This window comes from Nocardia sp. bgisy118 (assembly GCF_057708605.1).
The window spans coordinates 1-20,237 of record NZ_JBYISM010000052.1 but is presented as its reverse complement, the minus strand read 5'-3'; the positions used below and the strand labels follow the sequence as shown (position 1 = coordinate 20,237).

At 66.8% G+C, this 20,237-nt stretch carries 22 protein-coding genes and 1 pseudogene; 16 read left to right on the top strand and 7 right to left on the bottom strand.

Going from position 1 to position 20,237, the window contains the following annotated elements:
• Positions 1 to 103 precede the first annotated feature (103 nt).
• The 4 genes from AC3EO7_RS37170 (at position 104) to bla (ending at position 5,235) form a co-directional block, all read left to right on the top strand.
• Positions 104 to 1,924, top strand: a complete 1,821-nt coding sequence (locus tag AC3EO7_RS37170) for a DUF3556 domain-containing protein (protein ID WP_435593789.1) — start codon at positions 104 to 106, stop codon at positions 1,922 to 1,924.
• Between the two features lie 27 nt (positions 1,925 to 1,951).
• Positions 1,952 to 3,364, top strand: coding sequence for a phytoene desaturase family protein (locus AC3EO7_RS37165; RefSeq protein ID WP_431968738.1), 1,413 nt, complete (start codon positions 1,952 to 1,954; stop codon positions 3,362 to 3,364).
• A 302-nt stretch (positions 3,365 to 3,666) separates the two neighbouring features.
• Entirely contained in the window at positions 3,667 to 4,053 is a 387-nt protein-coding gene (locus tag AC3EO7_RS37160; RefSeq protein WP_435593788.1) for a hypothetical protein, read from the top strand.
• 285 nt (positions 4,054 to 4,338) lie between these two features.
• A complete protein-coding gene (gene bla / locus AC3EO7_RS37155) occupies positions 4,339 to 5,235 on the top strand; it encodes a class A beta-lactamase (protein ID WP_435593792.1) in 897 nt (298 codons plus the stop codon).
• 86 nt (positions 5,236 to 5,321) lie between these two features.
• Here bla and AC3EO7_RS37150 read toward each other — a convergent pair whose 3' ends face one another.
• Together AC3EO7_RS37150 and AC3EO7_RS37145 are read right to left on the bottom strand one after the other, a co-directional pair.
• A complete protein-coding gene (locus AC3EO7_RS37150; RefSeq protein WP_435593787.1) occupies positions 5,322 to 5,807 on the bottom strand; it encodes a hypothetical protein in 486 nt (161 codons plus the stop codon).
• Positions 5,808 to 5,820: 13 nt separating this feature from the next.
• Complete coding sequence (locus AC3EO7_RS37145) at positions 5,821 to 5,994, bottom strand: hypothetical protein (protein ID WP_431968746.1); 174 nt, start codon at positions 5,992 to 5,994, stop codon at positions 5,821 to 5,823.
• A gap of 431 nt (positions 5,995 to 6,425) precedes the next feature.
• On the opposite strand from AC3EO7_RS37145, the pseudogene AC3EO7_RS37140 reads away from it, so the two are divergent.
• From AC3EO7_RS37140 to AC3EO7_RS37100, 9 genes and pseudogenes are all read left to right on the top strand, one after another.
• Positions 6,426 to 6,551 (top strand): annotated as a pseudogene (locus AC3EO7_RS37140) (zinc ribbon domain-containing protein); the annotation flags it as partial.
• 21 nt (positions 6,552 to 6,572) lie between these two features.
• On the top strand, positions 6,573 to 6,842 hold the full coding sequence (locus AC3EO7_RS37135) for a hypothetical protein (protein ID WP_431968748.1): 270 nt from the start codon (positions 6,573 to 6,575) through the stop codon (positions 6,840 to 6,842).
• Complete coding sequence (locus AC3EO7_RS37130) at positions 6,839 to 7,981, top strand: thiolase family protein (protein ID WP_435593786.1); 1,143 nt, start codon at positions 6,839 to 6,841, stop codon at positions 7,979 to 7,981. Before AC3EO7_RS37135 ends, AC3EO7_RS37130 begins: the two co-directional genes overlap by 4 nt.
• A 100-nt stretch (positions 7,982 to 8,081) precedes the next feature.
• Positions 8,082 to 9,695 carry a class I adenylate-forming enzyme family protein gene (locus tag AC3EO7_RS37125; RefSeq protein WP_435593785.1) on the top strand — a complete coding sequence of 538 codons (1,614 nt, stop codon included), beginning with the start codon at positions 8,082 to 8,084 and terminating at the stop codon, positions 9,693 to 9,695.
• 125 nt (positions 9,696 to 9,820) lie between these two features.
• On the top strand, positions 9,821 to 10,639 hold the full coding sequence (locus AC3EO7_RS37120; RefSeq protein ID WP_435593784.1) for a crotonase/enoyl-CoA hydratase family protein: 819 nt from the start codon (positions 9,821 to 9,823) through the stop codon (positions 10,637 to 10,639).
• 1 nt (position 10,640) lies between these two features.
• Complete coding sequence (locus tag AC3EO7_RS37115) at positions 10,641 to 11,558, top strand: SDR family NAD(P)-dependent oxidoreductase (protein ID WP_435593783.1); 918 nt, start codon at positions 10,641 to 10,643, stop codon at positions 11,556 to 11,558.
• A gap of 107 nt (positions 11,559 to 11,665) precedes the next feature.
• The gene (locus AC3EO7_RS37110) at positions 11,666 to 12,367 is read left to right on the top strand and encodes a TetR/AcrR family transcriptional regulator (RefSeq protein WP_435593782.1); all 702 of its coding nucleotides are present in this window, start codon (positions 11,666 to 11,668) and stop codon (positions 12,365 to 12,367) included.
• Positions 12,368 to 12,380: 13 nt separating this feature from the next.
• Positions 12,381 to 12,662 carry a metallophosphoesterase family protein gene (locus tag AC3EO7_RS37105; protein ID WP_435593781.1) on the top strand — a complete coding sequence of 94 codons (282 nt, stop codon included), beginning with the start codon at positions 12,381 to 12,383 and terminating at the stop codon, positions 12,660 to 12,662.
• A 166-nt stretch (positions 12,663 to 12,828) separates the two neighbouring features.
• Positions 12,829 to 13,191 carry a hypothetical protein gene (locus AC3EO7_RS37100; RefSeq protein ID WP_431968762.1) on the top strand — a complete coding sequence of 121 codons (363 nt, stop codon included), beginning with the start codon at positions 12,829 to 12,831 and terminating at the stop codon, positions 13,189 to 13,191.
• On the opposite strand, the gene AC3EO7_RS37095 is transcribed toward AC3EO7_RS37100, so the two are convergent.
• Together AC3EO7_RS37095 and AC3EO7_RS37090 are read right to left on the bottom strand one after the other, a co-directional pair.
• A complete protein-coding gene (locus tag AC3EO7_RS37095) occupies positions 13,184 to 13,453 on the bottom strand; it encodes a hypothetical protein (RefSeq protein ID WP_435593780.1) in 270 nt (89 codons plus the stop codon). The genes AC3EO7_RS37100 and AC3EO7_RS37095 overlap by 8 nt on opposite strands.
• A 50-nt stretch (positions 13,454 to 13,503) precedes the next feature.
• Entirely contained in the window at positions 13,504 to 14,091 is a 588-nt protein-coding gene (locus tag AC3EO7_RS37090) for a DUF3558 family protein (protein ID WP_435593791.1), read from the bottom strand.
• 120 nt (positions 14,092 to 14,211) lie between these two features.
• Here AC3EO7_RS37090 and AC3EO7_RS37085 point away from each other — a divergent pair, with 120 nt between their 5' ends.
• Together AC3EO7_RS37085 and AC3EO7_RS37080 are read left to right on the top strand one after the other, a co-directional pair.
• Positions 14,212 to 14,448: a hypothetical protein gene (locus tag AC3EO7_RS37085; RefSeq protein WP_435593779.1), complete on the top strand. Its 237-nt coding sequence runs from the start codon at positions 14,212 to 14,214 to the stop codon at positions 14,446 to 14,448.
• Positions 14,449 to 14,659: 211 nt separating this feature from the next.
• On the top strand, positions 14,660 to 15,133 hold the full coding sequence (locus AC3EO7_RS37080; protein WP_435593778.1) for an SRPBCC family protein: 474 nt from the start codon (positions 14,660 to 14,662) through the stop codon (positions 15,131 to 15,133).
• A gap of 62 nt (positions 15,134 to 15,195) precedes the next feature.
• Here AC3EO7_RS37080 and AC3EO7_RS37075 read toward each other — a convergent pair whose 3' ends face one another.
• On the bottom strand, positions 15,196 to 15,672 hold the full coding sequence (locus AC3EO7_RS37075) for an iron chaperone (RefSeq protein WP_435593777.1): 477 nt from the start codon (positions 15,670 to 15,672) through the stop codon (positions 15,196 to 15,198).
• Positions 15,673 to 15,960: 288 nt separating this feature from the next.
• Here AC3EO7_RS37075 and AC3EO7_RS37070 point away from each other — a divergent pair, with 288 nt between their 5' ends.
• Positions 15,961 to 17,541 (top strand): succinic semialdehyde dehydrogenase, encoded by a 1,581-nt coding sequence (locus AC3EO7_RS37070; RefSeq protein WP_435593776.1) that lies wholly within the window; start codon positions 15,961 to 15,963, stop codon positions 17,539 to 17,541.
• 129 nt (positions 17,542 to 17,670) lie between these two features.
• On the opposite strand, the gene AC3EO7_RS37065 is transcribed toward AC3EO7_RS37070, so the two are convergent.
• Positions 17,671 to 19,215: a hypothetical protein gene (locus AC3EO7_RS37065; protein ID WP_435593775.1), complete on the bottom strand. Its 1,545-nt coding sequence runs from the start codon at positions 19,213 to 19,215 to the stop codon at positions 17,671 to 17,673.
• Between the two features lie 211 nt (positions 19,216 to 19,426).
• Positions 19,427 to 20,143: an alpha/beta fold hydrolase gene (locus AC3EO7_RS37060; RefSeq protein ID WP_431968778.1), complete on the bottom strand. Its 717-nt coding sequence runs from the start codon at positions 20,141 to 20,143 to the stop codon at positions 19,427 to 19,429.
• Positions 20,144 to 20,237 lie beyond the last annotated feature (94 nt).

Below are 20,237 nucleotides of genomic sequence, written 5' to 3'. Positions count from 1 at the left end.
TCGGTAAACAAATCCACGAAGGCACAGTACGCCGTCGGAGCCACGCGCTCACGGACGTCGATGTCGTGCACCCGAAAAACGGTAGCAAGAAAGGTTCGAAACAATGGGGTTCAAAACGGGAGATTTCCCGCCCGTCGACGTCGATACATTTCTCGACAAACCACTGCGCGAGCGCATGCAGACCCTGGCGCTGCACTGGGTGGATTACGGCTTCGGCAGCCCGAGAATGATCCACACCGTCTATATCGTCAAACTCCTCGTGCTCTACATCCTGGGTGGCGCGGCGCTGGCGACCTGGACCTCCGGCGTCGGACCGGTCTGGGACGTGAGCGGCTGGTGGAACGAACCGATCGTCTACCAGAAGCTGGTGCTGTGGACCGTCCTGCTCGAGGCCATCGGCCTGGCCGGTTCCTGGGGTCCGCTCGCGGGCAAGTTCAAGCCGATGACCGGCGGAATCCTGTTCTGGGCCAGGCCGGGCACGATCCGTCTGCGGCCGTGGCGGCGCGTGCCGCTCACCAACGGCGACACCCGCACGATCCTCGACGTCGTCCTCTACCTGGCCTTCCTCGGCACGCTGCTGGTGGCGATCGCGCTGCCCGGCGTCCCGAGCGCGTCGCTGAACGCGGCGCTGCCGGGCGACACCTCCGGGCTGGTGAATCCGGCGCTGCTGATCGCGCCGATCGCGCTCTACGTGCTGTGCGGGCTGCGGGACAAGACGATCTTCCTCGCGGCGCGCGGTGAGCAGTACCTCCCCGCCTTGATCTTCTTCGCGGCGCTGCCGTTCGTCGACATGATCATCGCGGCCAAGCTGCTGATCTGCGTCGTCTGGATCGGCGCAGGCGTCTCCAAGTTCGGCAGTCACTTCACGAATGTGGTTCCGCCGATGGTGTCCAACAGCCCGAGCGTGCCGTTCCGGTGGCTCGAGCGGCTGCACTACCGCGACTTCCCGCGCGACCTGCGCCCGTCCAAGGTGGCCTCGTTCCTCGCCCACGTCGGCGGGACCACGGTGGAGATCATCACGCCGCTGGTACTGCTGTTCTCGACCAATTACTGGCTGACCCTGGCCGGCGTGGTGATGATGGTGGTGTTCCACTGCTTCATCATTTCCACCTTCCCGCTGGCGGTGCCGCTGGAGTGGAACGTCTTGTTCGCCTACCTGTCGGTGTTCCTGTTCCTCGGCTATCCCGCGGCCGACGGCTATGCCGTCACCGACATGTCCTCGCCGTGGCTGGCCCTCGGCATCACCGCCGCGCTGCTGTTCTTCCCGATCCTCGGCAACCTGCGTCCGGATCTGGTGTCGTTCCTGCCGTCGATGCGGCAGTACGCGGGCAACTGGGCCTCGGCACTGTGGGCCTTCGCCCCCGGCGCGGAGGAGAAGCTGAACACACTGCCGCACCGGCCGACCGAGAATCAGCTCGACCAGTTGCAGGCCATGGGCTACCCGAAGGCCATCGCCGAGATCACCATGCAGCAGACCATCGCGTGGCGGTCCATGCACAGCCAGGGCCGCGGCCTGTTCTCGCTGCTGTACAAGCACATTCCCGAGCTCGATCGGTGGACGGTGCGCGAGGCCGAGTTCGGCTGCAACTCGCTGATCGGCTTCAACTTCGGCGACGGGCACCTGCACCACACCGATTTGATCGAGGCGGTGCAGTCCCGCGTCGGCTTCGCCCCCGGTGAGTGGATCATCGTGTGGGTGGAGTCCCAGCCGGTCCACCGCGGCACCCAGCGGTACCAGGTCATCGACGCGGCGCTCGGCGTCGTCGAGCGCGGCGAGTGGCGGGTGCGCGACGCGGTGCAGGCACAGCCGTGGCTGCCCGACGGCCCGATCCCGCACGAAGTGACCTGGCGGCGTGCCGGATACGAGGCGCCGACACTGCCCGCCGGGCCCGCGCCCGAACCCGAGCCGCAGCGCGTCGGCTGACCCGCGATCAACGGAACGGAGAGCGATATGAGCACAGCACTGGTGGTCGGCGGCGGCCCCAACGGCCTCGCGGCGGCGATCGTCCTGGCCAGGGCGGGGCTTCAGGTCACCGTGCTGGAGGCCGCCGACGAGATCGGCGGCGGCGCACGGACCCGCGAAGCGATCGTGCCCGGTCTGCTGCACGACCAGTGCTCGGCCATCCACCCGATGGCCGTCGGCTCTCCGCTCCTGCGGTCGCTCGACCTCGCCCGCTACGGGCTGACGTGGGTGTGGCCGGAGATCGACTGCGTCCACCCGCTCGACGACGGCAGCGCCGGTGTGCTGCACCGATCCGTCGCCGACACGGCCGAGGGCCTCGGCGCCGACGGCCGGGCCTGGCGGCTGCTGTTCGAACGCCCCACCGCGCGCTACGACCGCATGAGCCCGGACATCATGCGGCCGCTGCTGCGCGTGCCGCGTCATCCGTTGAGCTTGGCGCGCTTCGGGATTCCCGCGCTCGCCTCGGCCGACCTGCTCGCCGAGGCCTTCCGCACCCCGCAGGCGCGCGGTCTGTTCGGCGGCGTCGCCGCGCACGCCTTTCACCCGCTGAACCGGCCGCTCAGCGCCAGCATCGGCCTCGGCATCCTCACCGCGGGGCACGCCTACGGGTGGGCCGTCGCCGCGGGCGGATCCCAGCGCATCACCGACGCGATGGCGGCGCTGCTCAGCGATCTCGGCGGCAAGATCGAGACCGGGACGCCGGTGCGGACCGCGACCGACCTGCCCCCGGCGGACGTCGCCCTGTGGGATGTGGCGCCCACGGCCGTCGCCGACATCCTCGGCGACCGGCTGCCCGCGCGAATCAGCAAGGCCTTCCGGCGTTTTCGCTACGGACCCGGCGCCTTCAAAGTCGACTTCGCCGTCCAGGACGGAGTCCCTTGGACGGCCGAAGCCGCCCGCCGCGCGGGCACTGTGCACCTCGGCGGCAGCTACTCCGAGATCGCCGCGACCGAGCGCGACATCCACGCCGGACGGATGCCCGAGCGGCCGTTCGTGCTGGTCGGGCAGCAGTACCTGGCCGACCCACAGCGCTCGGTCGGCGACATCCACCCGATCTGGGCCTACGCCCACGTCCCGCACGGCTACACCGGCGACGCCACCGCCGCGATCATCGATCAGATCGAACGATTCGCGCCCGGCTTCCGCGACCGCGTCCTCGGCGCCGCCGTGCGCACCACCACGGAATTCGCCGACTACAACCCCAACTACGTCGGCGGCAACATCATGACCGGAGCCAAGGACATCCCCCAGCTCGTCTTCGGTCCGCGGAAAACCTTGTGGCCCTATGACATCGGCATCCCGGGTCACTACCTGTGCTCGGCCGCCACCCCACCCGGCCCCGGCGCGCACGGCATGTGTGGCGCCAACGCCGCCGAGCGCGCCCTGCGCCGCCTTCGATGAGCCGCGTGCCGACCTCGCACGGCGAAGACGCCACGAATCCGCGCAGGTCTCGGTAGTCGCCCGCCTCGACCTCGCGGTACATCTGACCGGCTCATATGAGTGACCGGATCCGGACCCCGAACCCGCGGCGACCTGGACCGGAAAGGAATCGCTCGAACGGCGAAGTGCCACGAATCACTGCTTGCCCCGCAGGACAAAATCCGAGACGCTAGCTGTGGGGAGGTCGCGCCGGGTAACACCGGGTGGACTGGGTTTCGATCGAATGGGTAGTCCTCATCCCCGTGCGCAGTGAGAGGAGGGCCATGAAGATCATCGTCCTGTTGCTGTTGGCTCCGTTCCTGTGGCCTTTCTACCTCGTCGTCTGGTGCTTCCAGAACCCCGACAAGACCAAGCAGGCCTACGCCAGGGTGCGGGAGTCGATGCGGCGGCATCCCGGCGCGTGGACGTGGGCCGTCGCGGCATTCGGTTTGCTCATCGGGATCGGCAACCTGTTCGACGCCGAGCTCGGCGGCACGGTTCTCGGCTTCGCGATCGTGGCCGGTTGTCTCGGCGTGCTGCTGAAGCTGCGCCGCAATGCCACCGCCGAGGTCGCCGCCGCACTCGCCGCCCGCGCCGACGCTCAGCATCTCGCGTACTTGCGCGGTGACGAGTGGGGGATCTACGGGACGCGGAATCGGCCCGTTCTTTGAGTCTCGTGAAGGACAGAAGCACCGCTGCCCCAAAGACGGCGAGCCCTCAGCGAAGCCACGGGCCGTCACCGGACCGAGTCCGCGGTCGATGCACGCCGGTGAGAGCCGGAACGTGCGCGAGCCGAGATGTTCCGGTATTCATGGGACCACAGGATGATCAGGCGTGCGCACTACCGCCGGGGTCAGCGGCCGGGGAACGCCGGACGACGCGACCGCCGACACCTAGCCCGCGGTGCGTGTCATCGACACCGCGGGCATCGCGCACCAGGGGAAGGAACAGTGACGTTGTCGCGACCGCTACTCACCCGCCGCAGTCTCCTCGGCGCGGCCGCGTTCTTGCCCCTCGCGGGCTGTGCGACGGCACCGGCGCCGCCTGCCGCGGCTCCGGCGACTCCGACGGAGATCAACCACGAGCGTCTCGACGAATTGGAACGACAGTTCGACGCACGCCTCGGCGTCTACGCACTCGCGACGGGCACCGGCGCGACCATCGCCCACCGAGCAGACGAGCGCTTCGCCTTCTGTTCGACGTTCAAAGGGTTGGCCGCGGCGGCGGTGCTGCACCGTAATCCGCTGTCGCACTTGGACACTGTCGTCTCCTACACCGAAGCGGATCTCTTGAAGAGCGCCTCCGTCACCTCGCGACACGTGGCGACGGGGATGACGATCCGCGACTTGTGTGACGCGGCAGTCCGTTTCAGCGACGGGACCGCGGGCAACCTGCTGCTCCGCGACCTCGGCGGCCCCGCCGAACTGACGGCGTACGCGCGAAGCCTCGGCGACACCGTCACGCGGATGGATCGCATCGAACCGGCGATCACCGAGGCCACACCGGGCGACCCCCGCGACACCACCTCGCCGCGCGCCCTCGGCACCGACTACCAGCGAATCGTGCTGGGCGACGCCCTGCCCGCCGACAAGCGCGCCTTCCTCCGCGACCTCCTCGAACACAACACCACTGGCGCACAACGCATCCGGGCGGGGGTGCCGCAGGGCTGGACGGTGGCCGACAAGACCGGCACCGGCGACTACGGCACGCTCAACGACATCGGCATCGTATGGCCGCCCGGCTCCGCCCCGCTCGTCATCGCGCTGATGTCGAGCAAAGCCACCGTGGACGCTCGCTACGACCAGGCCCTGCTCGCGCAGGCCGCCACCTACGTCGTCGACACCCTCACCTGACCGCTTGGTCGCCGAATTCTTCGCGACGCCGAGGTGATTGCAACTCAGTCGCCGAGTTCTTCGCGACGTGAAGGTGACCGCAAGTGTCATGCTACGAGAACGAGGGCGCTGGTAGCCATCGCGAGGATCGAGATCACCTGCATTCCGGCGGCGCCCATCAGCAAGTAGGCCTTCAGCGACGTCCCGGCCCGCAGCGAGGCGATCGACTCCAAGTGGCAGTACGCCGCCACATAGCGGGCGTCCACCTCGGCATCGCGCCAGTGCTCGGTCAACATCGCACGCATCGAATCGAGGGAGGTGACGCGATAGCGCCAGCTCACCCCGGCGAGGACCGCGAGCACCGCCGAGCCGAGCAGCGCCAGCATCGCGACGTAGAGCGCGACAAGCGCGGCTCCGGTGAGCGTGAAGTCCTTGCCCTTCAACACCGCCACCACCGCGAGCACGAGGGTGACGAGGCCGGTCGCGCTGGTGACGGCGGACGCGGCCCGCGTATTCAGTGTGTCGCGGCGGGAGTACTCGCGCTCGAGCTGGTCGTGAATGAAGCTCGCCCACCCCGCGCCCTGTTCCGCCATCGCCGAACCGCCGCTACTTCGTCCTGAACAATCGCTTGAAGAACCTTCTGATCGGGCCCTCCGCCGAACCTACGCCGTACGGCTGCTGCGGATACCCGAACCCGGCGGGGCCGTAGGCGTGGTCGAACGTGATCCATCCCGTAGGAGGCGGATCCTTGTCCTCGCCCGAATCCTGCTGCTCGGTCATCAGACTTCGATTGTGACAGTTCCGGGGTCCGCTCATGCGCGGATCCGCAGCCCGAGTTCTCGATCGGCCGCTTCGGTCTCGCGGGTTCCGCACGTGCCACGGCCTGCCGGTGGCGGCCCCGCGCACAGCGGTGCGATACCAGCGGGGATTACCCCCGCCGAACCTTCGCGGCCGCGCGGTCGGGTCGCCGGACTCCACGATCCTGATCGATACCGAGACGCGGCGGTCGGTCGAGGCGCTCGGCGACCTCACCGCCGAGACTCCGACCTGGCGCTCGTGCCCACCGGATCCGGCGAATCCGCGCCGAGATGTCGCAGCTCGTGCGGCTCATCGCGAGGTCGGGGGCGCTCTTTCTCCAGGGGCTGTTTCTCTCGCAAGAGAACTGCTAGCATTAACTTGCTGAACGGCTAACAAGTATCTTGGAGGTTGCGGTGCGAGTCGCTATCCACCCCCGGCTCTACGACCCCTCGCTCGATGACCCGGTTTTGAAGGGTGCCGAATGCGCGAGTTGTGGCCGGGTGTACTTCCCGCCGATCGGGCTCGGGTGTGAGAGTTGCGGCGCCTCAGCGGATCAGCTCGTGTCCAAGCCGCTGCCCTCGGACGGCGTCGTGTTCGCGGTCGCCGACGTGACCATGAATTCGCAGGGCGCTGCGCCTTTCACGGTTGTCGAGGTTGCCCTCGATGCCGGGCCGTTGATCCGTGCCGTGGCGCACCCGGAATCTCCGGCTGTCCGAATCGGAGATCGGGTTTCGGCGCGATGGCATGTCGTCGGGCACGGCGATGCCGGTTCGGAGCTGGTCGAGCCTGCGTTCGCGAGCGCGGCCCAGGTGGACGGAGCGGATGCGTGAGCGCGGCAACCGGACTCCGGAGGGCATGGGTGGTCGGCGTGGGGCTGCACCCTTATCAGAAGCCCGGCGGAACGCCGTACACCGAATTGGGGCTCACCGCCGTCCGGGCGGCACTCGCCGATGCGGGCATGAGCTGGACGCAGGTGGAGACCGCTTACACAGGTACGGCGACGACGTCGATGGCGTTGTCGCGCTTGATGTATCGACACCTGGGGGCAACCGGTATCCCGATGGTGCAGATCGAGAACGCCTCCGCGTCGGGTTCCAGCGCGTTCCGCCAGGCCTACCTCGACGTAGCCGCCGGGGTGCACGATGTGGCCATCGCGGTCGGCGTCGACAAGCCGCTGAACTTCTCGACCCCGACCCGTGCGGCGGGTCTGGACGATTTGGTCGGGAGCCGGATATTGCCGGTCACCCACTTCGCATTGCTGGCCTCGTGCTACATGCACGAGACGGGCGCGGCACCGGAGCAGATCGCTCAGGTGGCGGTCAAGAACAGTCGCAACGCGGCGCTGAATCCGAATGCGCAGCGCCCCAAGGCCCGCTCCCTGGCGGAGGTGCTGGCGCCACCGCATCTCAGCGGCATCTTCACTCGCCTGCAGTGTTGCCCTGTCGGTGAGGGCGCGGCGGCGGCTCTCGTCGTCTCCGACCGTGCGATCGACGAGCTCGGCCTGAACCGGGAAAGGGCCGTGCGGGTTCGATCATCGGCATTGCGGTCGGAAACGTTCTACGGCACAGCGAATTTCGATGCGGCACTGACGGCCGAGACCACCACCGAGGCGTTGGAAGCCGCTCGCGTTTCCGCCGACGATGTGGATCTGGTCGAGCTGCACGATGCCTTCACCATCGAAGAGCTGGTGTATCTCGAGGCCATGCGAATCTGCAAGCCCGGGCAGGCGGCGGCCGCGCTGTCGGCGGGCGAGTTCGATATCGGCGGCCGGGTGGCGGTCAATCCCTCCGGTGGGTTGTTGTCGATGGGCCATCCGATCGGCCCGACCGGCGTGGGCCAGATCGCGGAATTGACCACCCAGCTGCGCGGGGAAGCCGGTCCGCGCCAGCATCCCGGCGCTCGCATCGGCGTCGCCCACATGGTCGGCATCGGCGCCGTGTGCGCCGTCCACGTTCTCTCACGAAACTGATTGCGGCGAAATCCACTGCACGAAAGTCGAATTCACCTACCGAGGCGACCTGAACACACAACCCGTGTCCAAGATATTTGCTGACTGTTCAGCAAGTTACATGTCGCAGGAATCGAATGCGCCTGCGTCACAACCCGCGTCGGTTCCGAGCGACGCACAGAGAGGGACAACGATGACCCACCCTGACCATGGATCCCCGGAATATTGGGCCGCCCACCGGCCGGATCGGCCCGCGGTGATCAGTCGTTCCACCGTATTGACCTACAAGCAGTGGAACGACGCCGCCGACCGTGTCGCGGAGGGCCTGGCACGAAGGGGGCTGAGCCCCGGCGACCGCATCGGCATGCGTTTTCGGCTCGCACCCGAGTGGTTCGTGATCCAACGTGCCCTGCAGAAGATCGGCGTGGCGCAGGTAGCCGTGAACTGGCGCCTGACCCCTGACGAAGCGATGTACATTCTGCGCGACAGTGGCGCAAAAGGGCTGGCATGCAACGATACCGATGTCAGCGAGTGGGCCGGCGTCGACCCCGGCCTGCTGATCACCGTCGGACAAACTCGCGGCGCTGCCGGGATCCGTTACGAGGATCTGCTCGAGACACCCGATGCCCCTGCCCGTTTCGGTCCCGCGCGTCCGTCGTTGGTGTTGTATACCTCGGGCACCACCGGCCGCCCACGAGGTGTGCCGCCGACGAACCCTGCCGACATCGAAGACCCCGAACGTCTGGTGCGGTACGGGCTGTCGGTGGCTGGGACTCCACCCCAGCCCGACGGTGTGACCGCCCTGTTGACGATGCCGGTACACCACGGCGCAGGACCGCAGATCGCCGCCATCACCTGCGGCCGCGGCGGAACAATCGTGACGTTGGACCCGTTCGAGCCCGAACAGGCGTTGCGGCTGATCGAGGACCACAACATCCAGTCGTGGGCGGGAGTTCCCACAATGATGCTGCGCATCCAGAAACTGGCCGTCGAGGTATTCCAGCGCTACGACCTCTCCTCGCTGACACAGATCATGCTCGGCGCCGCGCCCGTCCCGCAGTCACTGAAGGAATGGGTGGTCGAGCGCTTCGGCGACGACGTGCTCTGGGAAAGCTACGGCGCCAGCGAGCCAGGCATGATCAGCTACACCGCACCGGAACACCAACTGAGCAAACCCGGCACCAGCGGCCGTCCCTATGAGGGGGTCGACATCGCGATCGTCGACGACGAATGGAATCGGCTGCCCGTTGGCGAGGTGGGTGAAATCGCCGTCAGTACCCCGATCGTTCTACGCAACTATCTCGGCGGTCCAACGCTCGGCGAGGACGTGATCAAGGACGGCTTCTACCGTACCGGCGACGTCGGCCATCTCGACGAGGACGGTTTCGTGTTCATCACCGACCGGATCAAAGACATGATCGTCGCGGGCGGAGTCAACATCTATCCGGCCGAGATCGAGAAAGCACTGGTATCGCACCCCAGGGTCGTCGAAGCCGCGGTGATCGGCATCCCCGACAACGACTTCGGCGAGAAGCCGCTGGCCTACATCATCGCCACACCGGGATCGCCGCTGTCCGAGGAGGAACTCCTCGCGCATCTCGAAGGCCGCCTCGCCCGCTACAAACGGCCCCGCCAGTTCGCCTTCGTCGGCGATCTGCCTCGCAATCCGGTCGGCAAGGTACTCAAAAATGCACTGCGCCAACCCTATTGGGAGGGGCGGCGACGCAATGTCTGACTCAACGGGCCACCGTTGTCGACCGATCACCGTCGTGAGCCACGCGGCAGCGGTGATCGGCTTCCTCGCCTTCCCGGCCGGTAGCTGGATCACGGGACGAACCTATCCAGTGAATGGAGGATTCAGTGTCACTCGGTGACCGAACAACAGACGAGACACCAGGTCTCGACGCGAGCAGTTCCGATCTCATCCTGACCGAGGTGATAGACGGACAGATCCTGATCATCAGGATCAACCGGCCCGAACGCCGCAACGCGTTCGACGGAGCGACCGCCCACGCCCTCGAGGAAGCGATCGACGACTTCGACGCCGACGACTCCTTGCGGTGCGCGATCCTCACCGGCTCCGACATCGTGTTCTCCGCCGGACAGGACCTCATAGCCGCCGCCCGCGGCGACATGGGAGTCACCGAGCGGCGCGGCGCGTTCGGCATGATGGCTCAGCCACCGAGCAAGCCGGTCATCGCCGCCGTGGAGGGCCACGCCCTCGCCGGTGGGCTCGAGTTGTGCCTGGCATGCGATCTGATCGTGTCCTCCCGCACCGCCACGATGGGCCTGCCCGAAGCCGCTCGCTCCCTGGTTGCCATCGGCGGCGGATGCTTCCGGCTCCCCAAGCGCATCGCGTACCACATCGCGATAGAGCTGATCCTGACCGGAAAAACCTGGCCGGCCACACGATTCGCCGAACTGGGCCTGGTCAACAAGCTCACCGAACCGGGCCAGGCCCTCACCGCAGCTCTGGAGCTGGCCCGCGAGGTGTGTGCGGCAGGGCCGCTCGCGGTGCGGGCCAGTAAGCAGATCGCCGCCCACGCTCAGGACTGGACCGACGACGACGCCTGGCACGAACAAATGAAATACGTTGCCGCATTGCATGATTCCGAGGACCTGCACGAAGGCTTGCGCGCCTTCGCGGAAAAGCGGCCTCCGGTGTGGAAAGGACGCTGACATGCTGATCGAACCCAGTCTCACCAGCAACCTGCTCGAGGGCCAGGTCGCGATCGTCACCGGCGGCTCGCGTGGGATCGGCGGCGCCACCTCGGCGCAGTTGGCCGCCAACGGCGCCAAAGTCGTCATCGCCGACGTCGACAAGGCCAAGGCCGATGAAGCGGTGACCGAGATCAACGACAGGTACGGGTCCGACACCGCCACCGCCTTCGTTGCCGACCTGGTGCAACCCGGTGTGTGCGATGAACTCGTCAGCCACACTCTCACTCACCACGGCGGCCTCGATATCGTCGTCAACAATGCCGGCTACGCCTGGGATGGCCGCGTACACGCCATGACCGACGACCAGTTCCAGGCAATGCTCGACATCCACCTGGTGGCGCCCTTCCGCCTGGCGCGCGCCTGCGCTCCGGTGTTTCGCGCCGCCGCCGCGACCGATGCCGCCAATGGTCTACTGCGCCACCGCAAAACGGTGATGGTCTCCTCCATGGCCGGCTTGATCGGGCTCGACGGCGCGGCCAACTACGCCTCGGCCAAGGCGGGTGTGCTCGGTCTGATGCGCACTCTCGCCCAGGAATGGGGAGCGATGCACGTCAACGTCAACGCCGTGGCGTTCGGCATCATCCAAACCCGCTTCGGACTACCGCAATCCGAACGCGAGGTCATCCACACCGGCGGCCGCACCATCCAAGTCGGCATGCCAGACAAACAGGCCAAGCGACTCGGGATCACCCTCGACCCGGATTCCCCGCCCACCGAAGCCGAGGTCTATGCCTCGAAGCCGATGCCGTTCGTCTCCCTCGGCCGCACCGGCATGATCTCCGAGGCCGCCGACGCCATCTTCTGGCTGTGCTCACCCTTGTCGAACTACGTGACCGGCCAAGTCGTGCCGGTCAACGGCGGTACGCGCCTCGGCTGACAAAACCGACCAGCGATCTGCGGGCCCACCGAGGCATCGCGGGCAGGGGCTCGCAGATCATCTATTCTTGTCGAACGTTCAGCAAATAGACAGTTAGGGTTGGGCTCATGGCAGGTCGTGCGGCTAGGTCAGTGACGTCCATCGGCTCCGATGGCGAGACAGCCACGCCGCCACGGCGCACTCAACAAGAACGCACCGCCCAAGCCGAGCAAGCCCTACTGGATGCCGCCGAGACATTGTTCGCCCAGCGCGGCGTCGACCAGACATCGCTCGCTGATGTGGGGCAACTCGCCGGGTACAGCCGCGGCCTGGCCAGCCATCACTTCGGCAGCAAAGCCGCGCTGGTCGACCGCCTCGCCCAACGCATCCAGGAGCGCTTCGTCACCGAAGCCATCGACGTCGCCGACATCGAAGGCACCGACGCCGACGCGGTCGAGATACTGGCAGGGCTCGTCGAGGACTATCTGAAGGCGATAGTTCGGCATTCGCAAACCGGTCGCGCGTTCTTCGTCATGTGGGGGGCCGCGATTCCGTCCGAGGCGACCATGCGCCCGGTATTCGCCACAGACGACGCACGGTTCCGCCTCGGCGCCGAAGCCCTACTCCGCGCCGGTCAAGCCAATGGCACCGTCGATGGCGACATCGATCCGGTGGCCACCGCGGTCGCGGTGATCGGCATGGTGCGCGGCGTGGCCGCACAACACCTCATCGCCCCGGACGCATTCGACCTGAACGCAGCAGCCGAGGCTTGTCGGCAATTCGTGAGGAAGAGCCTGACACCGGCCGCGAACAACACCCACCGAAACTGAAACACCGGACATCGTGCGGTTGCTCATCATCTCCGACACCCACATCCCGAAACGCGCGCGCGACCTCCCCGAGCCCGTGTGGCGCGCAGTGGACGACGCCGACGTCGTCGTCTTCGGTCACAGCCACATCCCGTGGGACAGCGTCACCACCACCGGCCTCCGCCTGCTCAACCCCGGCTCTCCCACCGACAAACGCCGCCAACCGGATCACACCTACCTGACCGCCACGGTTCGCTCGGGTCGGCTGAGCGAGGTCGAGTTGCACACGATTCCGCCCCCCACCGAGGCCCGATGAGTCAAGGCCGTGGGCAGCGAGCGGCCGCATCGCGAAAGTCGAGTAGCGAACTACCCATGACCACGGGCAACGACGGTTGGACACTGACGATGCGATCGACGAATGACGCGCGCAAGCACCGCATAACCATCTCTCGGCCCTCCGAATCATCGCGGAAAGGTTTGTCATGGCTTTCGATTTCAACGTCGACGTCGAACTGACCGACGCCAACGACCCAGCCAGCGTCCAGTTCATCAACATGACCATCGAATCGGCACCGGCGGGCTCCGACCGATTGCTCGGCGAATGGCGCGGCGCCTCGGTGTTCGTACCCGCGGAATCGGGCGAGTTCGATTGGGACGATCGGCCAGGAGCCGGGACCGCGTTCGTCTTCGACGGCGCCTCGGCGGATGCGCGACTGGTACTCGGTCTCCTCGACTTCCGGGCGCCCGGAGGCGGTTTGCCGGGGCGCGGCACCAGCGGAGCCGGATCGATCACCGACCCGGACGACCCGCAGTTCCTCGGCGACATCAAGTGGAAGATCACCTGAGATAGCCGCCTTCGACCTCCGGATGTCCAGTCCGTTCCCCAGCGGCGCGAACGGCCTGTTCCACGGTGGGCCCGGCGAGGGCGGCCACGCTGGCCCGCACTGGTTCGACGAGTTCGGCATGGACCTCGGCGCGCCCGTGGGCACGGCAGCTCATACTGGCCGCATGCGCTCCGCTCTCGTCGACCCGCAATCGCTCCCTGGCGAGTTGCGGCCTTACCTGGAGGACCTCGTTCAGCGCACCCGTACCGTGTGCGGATCCCATCGATTCGGCCCCGATTTCGGCATCGGCCGACCGAGCAGCGCGTTCGGACCTCAGCGCATGCGCGCGGTGATGACGGTGGCGACGTCGATGGTTTTCGCGCAGACGTCCCAGTCGACGCCGGTATCGATGCCGGAGACGGCGATACCGACGTAGAACGATCCACCGGACGGCACCGACACGTCGACCGAGCAGCCGCCGTTGCTGCCGTCCGGCCGGACGCTCGGCGCGAGTGCGGCTCGGCGGTCCCCGATCGTGATCGTCCGCTCGAGCGGATCACGAACTCTGCGTCGGTCGAGATCGCTGTGATCGCTGGTGTTCGGGGCGAATCCGATGGTGAAGCTGCCCGTAGGCCCGGTTTGGATGGAGGACCACGAGCACCTGGGCAGCGCCTTCGGAGGCGTGGCAGGCTTCCCCTGCGGTTCGAGCACGAAGCGGGCGAAATCGTCCGGTCCCAGGACGCTGCACGGATGGTAGGTGAGGTCGTCCACCGTCCACGGGGGTGGCGTCGGCGGCGCAGCGGTGGCGGCGATCGGCGACGGATCGGGTCGCGGAGTCTCCTCGGTGTCGCACCCCGTGACCGTCACGACGAGCACCGCCGCACCGAGCATCCACCGGCGATCGAACAGAAAACCCCGCATCACGAACGTCCTCCCTCGCCCCGATCAGACCAGATCCCGGCGCGGACCGCCATTCCTGCTGCACTGAACTGCGCTCGGGAGTTCTATTTCGGGCCGGCCTTCGATGACATTCGTGCGGTCGTGACCGCACCGGGGTTCGATCTGACATCCAGCACCAAGCCGCCCTATCTGTCCGAATCGGGTACGACCTCGACGATGCTCGGCCCCGGGCCGCAGCGATGCTATCTCGATGTGATGTCGTACGGGCCGATGGCGGTGTTGGATCCGTGGCTGGGATCGACCGATGAGCAGCGCCTGGCGATCAGGGCCGGCACGCCGGTCTTGATGAATGTCTCAGTGAATTGTTACGACGGCTGACGGATTTCGGCGCTCGATGGCGGTTGTCTCGCTTCTCGTCGATCGGGACGAGCGGCCGTGACGCGCCGTGGGCACTCGGTGGACGCATCCGCGTAGGGCTACGAGGCGGCAACCGCATCCGACGAATTCGCGACCCGATGGACCTCCGGAGATTCGGCCGCCTCGAGCGCAACGGTTGTGGGCGCGAGCGACGGATGATTCGATTCAGCCCGTGACCGACAAGATCGACGACACTCGTATCGTCAGCGCCAGCCGGGAGATCGCCGCGGACCCGGCCGACATCTTCGAACTCATCGCCGACCCCGCCCAGCAGCCGCGCTGGGACGGCAACGACAACCTCGCCGAGGCTCCTGCGGGCCAGCGAGTGCGCGCCGCGGGCGACGTGTTCACCATGACCCTCACCATCGGCGCCGTCCGCGACAATCATGTCGTCGAGTTCGTCGAAGGCCGGCTCATCGCCTGGCACCCGTCGGAGCAGGGCAAGGAGCCGCCCGGTCACCTGTGGCGCTGGGAGCTGGCGCCCGCTCAGGAGGGCCGCACGCTGGTGACGCACACGTACGACTGGACGAAGCTGACCGACGAGAAGCGTCAGGTTCGGGCGCGTGCCACCACCGGCGACAAACTGTCCGCGTCCCTCGAACGCCTCGCGCAGCTGGCGGAGAAGGAAACGAATTCCGCTGGATAACGCGCACGCGGGTGTGTCCCGGCGGCAGGTCGCGTGGTGGACGACCGCTGAGCCGCCGGGCCTCAGCTCACCGCTTTCTTCACCAGGTCGCCGATCCGCTGCTCCACCTCGGCGGACAGCTCGCTCAGCGCGAAGGCGGTCGCCCACATGCCGCCCTCGTCCAGCTTCGCCGGGTCGTTGAAGCCGAGCGTCGCGTATCGCGCTTTGAACTTCTTCGCGGGCTGGAAGAAGCACACGATGGCGCCGTCCTTGGCATACGCGGGCATTCCGTACCACAGCTTCGGCGTCAACTCGGGCGCATTGGCCGTCACGATGGCATGAATCCGCTCGGCCATCGCGCGATCGAAATCCTCCATCTCGGCGATCTTCGCCAGCACGTCCTGCTCGCCGTCGGCCTTGGTGGCCCGCGAACCGCGGCGCGCGGCCGTCTTCAGCTCCTGAGCGTGTTCCTTCATCGCCGCCCGCTCGTCCTCGGTGAACCCCACCGAAGCGGCACCCTTCGCGACGGTCTCCGTGCCGGACTTCTGTGCCTTGCTCATTGCCGGTTTCCTTCCTGACGGACTCGATGACGACACTGACAATGCTAGGAAGCGGACGCGCGCGGCGGCTTCTTCGAAACTGATCAATCGCCCGCGCGACCCGAACTCGAGGCTTTCGGCGCCGCGGTGTAGCTGCTCGTACCCGCCTGTGAGGGCCTCCGCGAGACCTCAGTCGAGCCTCCGGATTGTGCTGCGGCACAGCCCAGTCGCGTCGAGCGAGGTGCCCGGGCACATGGTGACGCGCGTCCTGTCCGCGTAACGCTGATGGACGCCGAAAAGGAGTTCATCATGACCGAAACATCGACCGCGACGGCTGCGCAGCCCCTTGGTGAGAAAGCCCTGGCGAGCACTGTGATCGACCGGCTCACCCGCGGCGTCACCGGCACCGCGGCGACGGTGACCACCACATCCCCCGTCGACGGCCGGATCGTGGCGACCTTGCCGCAGAGCACGCCCGCCGACGTCGAAGCGGCGTTCGACCGGGCCCGTGCCGCGCAGCGCGAATGGGCGCGCGTGCCCGTGAAGCAGCGGGCGGCGCTGGCCTTGAAGCTGCACGACCTCATGCTCGACCGGCAGTCGGAGGGACTGGACATCGTCCAGCTGGAGACCGGCAAGTCCCGCATGCACGCACTCGAGGAACTGGTGGACGGCGTCGGATCCACCCTCTACTTCGCCCGGCGCGCGCCGCGACTGCTGTCCCCCAAGCGACGCGCGGGCGCCTTGCCGCTGCTGACCCAAACCCGCGAGGGATACCACCCGAAGGGCGTGGTCACGACCATCACGCCGTGGAACTATCCGCTCTCGCTCACCATGGACGTGATCCCCGCGCTGCTCGCGGGAAACGCCGTGGTGCACAAGCCCGACACCCAGACGGCGCTGTCCAGCCTGTGGCCGCGCATGCTGCTCCTCGAGGCAGGGCTTCCCGCCGACCTGTGGCAAGTGGTCATCGGCGACCCGGCGGACATCGGTGACACCCTCATCGACAACGCCGATTTCGTCTGCTTCACCGGATCCACCGCGGCGGGCAAGGCCATCGCGACCAGGGCCGCCGCCACTCTCACCGGCTGTTCCCTCGAACTCGGCGGCAAGAACCCCATGCTGGTGCTGCGCGACGCCGATATCGACGCCACCGCCACCGCCGCCGTGCGCGGCTGTTTCGCCAATGCCGGGCAGCTGTGCGTGTCGATCGAGCGCATCTACGTGGACAGGGAGGTCTACCCGCGGTTCGTCGACGCCTTCGGCGCCAAGGTGCGCGCGCTACCCCTCGGCGCGGCAAGGGAATTCACCGAGGGCATCGGTTCACTGACCTCCGCCAAGCAGCTCGACCGCGTCCAGGCGCACGTGGCGGACGCGGTCGCGGCGGGCGCGCAGGTCGTCGCGGGCGGCAAGGCCAGGCCGGATATCGGGCCGTACTTCTACGATCCCACCGTGCTCACCGATGTGCCGCCCTCCGCCAAGCTCTATCGCGAGGAGACGTTCGGCCCCGTGGTGTCGGTCGTGCCGTTCGACTCCGAGGACGAGGCGATCGAGCTGGCCAATGACACCGAATACGGTTTGAACGCGGCCGTTTTCAGCAAGGACGTCAAGCGGGCTCGCGGCGTCGCGGCCCGAATTCAAGCGGGCACCGTGAACATCAACGAGGGCTACGCCTCCTCCTACGCCGCCCAGGACGCACCCATGGGCGGCATGAAGCAATCCGGCCTCGGGCGCCGCCACGGTACCGCCGGTCTGATGAAATACGTGGAGCCGCAGAATATCTCGGCACAACATGTGCTCGGATTCGACCCCGCGTTCGGCCGCACCGCGGCCCAGCACGCCGACTTCCTGCTGAAGGCCATGAAGGCGATGAAGGTCCTGCGTATTCGCTGAACCCCGCAGCCGAAAGCCGCCGCCTGAAACCAGACGGCGGCTTTCGGCTGCTCAGAACGCTTTTCGCTGCCATCCCCTCCGCTCGAGACAAGTGCTTGCCACTTCGTCGGCGACTCTCGGTGTAAGCGATTATTCGTTCCGCACCAGAATCCGGTTCGTATAGTCGACCGCAGCGGTAATACTCGACTCGAACAACTCATCGCTGATTGCGTTCGAACGTCGAAGCTGATCGATGTCCTTGTGGTCGAAATCCAGGCCCGCCGACATCGCGACTTCGCCGGACACCCGGCTTCGCTTCGATAGCCTGCGGTAGATCAGCAACTGACACAGCAGAATTCGCCAGAAGACCGGCCGGTCCTCGGGGCGAAAGTTGTAGATCGGGTTGCAGAACAGGCCAAGCGACTTGTGCCGGCTGTCGTCCGGACGGTTGAACAAGTCGATGTAACGCGTCTCGAATTCATCGACAGTAGCGGCCCGATCGGCCTCGCGGTTGATGCACACCTCGATGGCCGGGTCCAACCGCCCGCGGGTGATCCCCTGCCACCAATAGGTCGCCGGGTTCTCCACACGCTTCTCACGCCATCCGGGAACAACCGGGTCATACGTGTGCGCCGGTGGGATTTCGGCGATCGCGTAGTCGTCGAGGTGAGCGTTGTAGGCGCCGCGAGCGAGGGCATAGATTTCGAACAGCCGTCGCTCGTAGGCCAAATCGACGAAATTCGTCTTCTCTCGGAGCAGGGTGAGCAGAGCGAGCGGTTCGAGCAGCGCGTGGACCGTGGAGATCACTTCCGACGAGCGGCTCAACATCCAACTGGTGCTGCTGTCGACCGTTGCTTGCAACGCAGGCCACCTCCTCGGCTCGGACAGACCGATGATCCGGGATGCCGCGTAGTCCGCACTTTCGGCGAGTTTCAGAACGAGGGGCTCACTTTCGGCATAGATCTTCGCCCTGGCCTGGTACTCGAGGTTCCGTCGCGCCTCGGCGGCCGCGGCCTCTTGGACCAGCTTCGCCTTGAGAACCTCCACGTCCTTGCTGGTCCTGGTCGTCGACCGAACCGAGTAGACAGCGGAACCCAACGCCAGAACCCCGGCGGCAAGAGCGGGAACGGCTGTAGTCAGCTGGCTGGCAAGAGACATGAGTACCGGCCTTTTCTCGCGGAGGATCACCGGCAGTTCTCGAACCACTGGTGTTGTCGGCTGCACATCCGGGGACCGTAGGACACGAAACGCTACCGGCAGCTTACGTGACGGCTGCTGCGGCGACAGCCGACTGAACGCGTTCGGCGACGCATTCAATGCGGGTGGGGCCGAGTGGCATTCGAGTAGCGCGCTACTCGCGATGGACGCCTGTCGCATCAATAAGGTCGCGATTGCGGTCGACCGATTGGGCACCGTTTCCGAAATACAGAGGGAGGTGCGGTGATGGTTTTTCGGTCCGTTGGCGCGGGTGGCCAGAATCTGCCGGAGGACGTGCAGGATGTCCAGAGATTGATCAACCGCAACATCGCGCTGATCGGCCTGCCACCGCTCGCGGTCGATGGTGCGGCAGGCCCGCTGACGCTCGCGGCGATCACGGCGTTCCAGCTCGCCCACGGCGGAGTCGGAGACGGCATGATGCGCATCGCGGTGGGCGAGGAGCCCATGCCCGGTCCGGAGCCGCTCGAGCTGATCCAAGGTCAAGCGGATGGCGCGACGATCGCGGAGGCGTGCAAGGCCGCCCGTGAGGATTGCCAGGCACAGGCGGGGTGCCAGCCGGGGACACTGAAGATGGACAAGAAGTGCATCTGTTGGAAGGGCGGGGCGGCAGGCGGATTCACGTGCACGGTCGGATGTGGGTGCAGCACGCCGATCGTCTGAAATAACGTCTGCTACAAAAGAATTCAGTTCAGCGGCGAGATCGCGGCTCCGCGCGGCACGCTCGTGTGACGATGTCGACCCACACCTGTGGATCGGTCGACCACAGGTTGTGGGCAACTCCGGGCAGTTCCTCGAAGCTGCCGCGCGGGACCAAGGCCGCGAGTTGCCGCAGCGGCCACGACGGACGGATATCGTGCTGCGGAGCGACGAACGTCATGGCGACCTCGGAATCGGCCAGCCCGCGGAACAATTCGGGTTCGTGAATCCACTGCACGAACGACGCACTCAGGGAGGCGTGAACGTCTGGCGCCCAATCGATCTCGAAATCATCCTCCAGATGCCGCGAGGACTCGTACACCTGCGACCAGGTGCGGTCCTTGTGCAATCCGTGCCCGGCGACGCCCACCACGGATCGGACGCGGTCGGGATGGTCCAACGCGTAGCGCACCGCCAGGTCCGAGCCCCAGGAATGACCGAGGACAACCCAGCTGTCGATGTCTCCGGCTCGGCGCACCGCTTCGATGTCGGCGACTGCCTGCGCGAGGTCGTGCGGCCCGCCCTCGGAGCGTCCGACACCCCTCGGCTCCGGGTACCACGCCCGCATCCCGCGCGGCGCCAGCCCGTCATCCTCCAGGTAATGGACGCAGCCCGGTCCACCGGACAGAACCACGACATCCGGACCGCGGCCGGTGACACCGACGTGCAGCGCGGTCCCGTCATCCGCAGGCACCATCATCGATCGCATTTCGCCCCCTCACCGCAGCGAATCCGAGGTACGGAATTCGACGCGCCCTACCCTATCGCCACCCCGTCGGATCCGCTGTAGTGCGAGACTCCGC

Bases quoted from the DNA above. Each gene is read 5' to 3' on its own strand.
- AC3EO7_RS37095 (WP_435593780.1), bottom strand. From the start codon at position 13,453: ATGGGATCCGCACACGGTACGGGTGCGCTGAACGAGGTCCTCCAGGTA.
- AC3EO7_RS37115 (WP_435593783.1), top strand. From the start codon at position 10,641: ATGCTGATCGAACCCAGTCTCACCAGCAACCTGCTCGAGGGCCAGGTC.
- AC3EO7_RS37075 (WP_435593777.1), bottom strand. From the start codon at position 15,672: ATGAGCAAGGCACAGAAGTCCGGCACGGAGACCGTCGCGAAGGGTGCC.
- AC3EO7_RS37170 (WP_435593789.1), top strand. From the start codon at position 104: ATGGGGTTCAAAACGGGAGATTTCCCGCCCGTCGACGTCGATACATTT.
- AC3EO7_RS37100 (WP_431968762.1), top strand. From the start codon at position 12,829: ATGGCTTTCGATTTCAACGTCGACGTCGAACTGACCGACGCCAACGAC.
- AC3EO7_RS37150 (WP_435593787.1), bottom strand. From the start codon at position 5,807: ATGGCGGAACAGGGCGCGGGGTGGGCGAGCTTCATTCACGACCAGCTC.
- AC3EO7_RS37145 (WP_431968746.1), bottom strand. From the start codon at position 5,994: ATGACCGAGCAGCAGGATTCGGGCGAGGACAAGGATCCGCCTCCTACG.
- AC3EO7_RS37090 (WP_435593791.1), bottom strand. From the start codon at position 14,091: ATGCGGGGTTTTCTGTTCGATCGCCGGTGGATGCTCGGTGCGGCGGTG.
- AC3EO7_RS37060 (WP_431968778.1), bottom strand. From the start codon at position 20,143: ATGCGATCGATGATGGTGCCTGCGGATGACGGGACCGCGCTGCACGTC.
- AC3EO7_RS37160 (WP_435593788.1), top strand. From the start codon at position 3,667: ATGAAGATCATCGTCCTGTTGCTGTTGGCTCCGTTCCTGTGGCCTTTC.
- AC3EO7_RS37110 (WP_435593782.1), top strand. From the start codon at position 11,666: ATGGCAGGTCGTGCGGCTAGGTCAGTGACGTCCATCGGCTCCGATGGC.
- AC3EO7_RS37125 (WP_435593785.1), top strand. From the start codon at position 8,082: ATGTCGCAGGAATCGAATGCGCCTGCGTCACAACCCGCGTCGGTTCCG.
- AC3EO7_RS37165 (WP_431968738.1), top strand. From the start codon at position 1,952: ATGAGCACAGCACTGGTGGTCGGCGGCGGCCCCAACGGCCTCGCGGCG.
- AC3EO7_RS37070 (WP_435593776.1), top strand. From the start codon at position 15,961: ATGACCGAAACATCGACCGCGACGGCTGCGCAGCCCCTTGGTGAGAAA.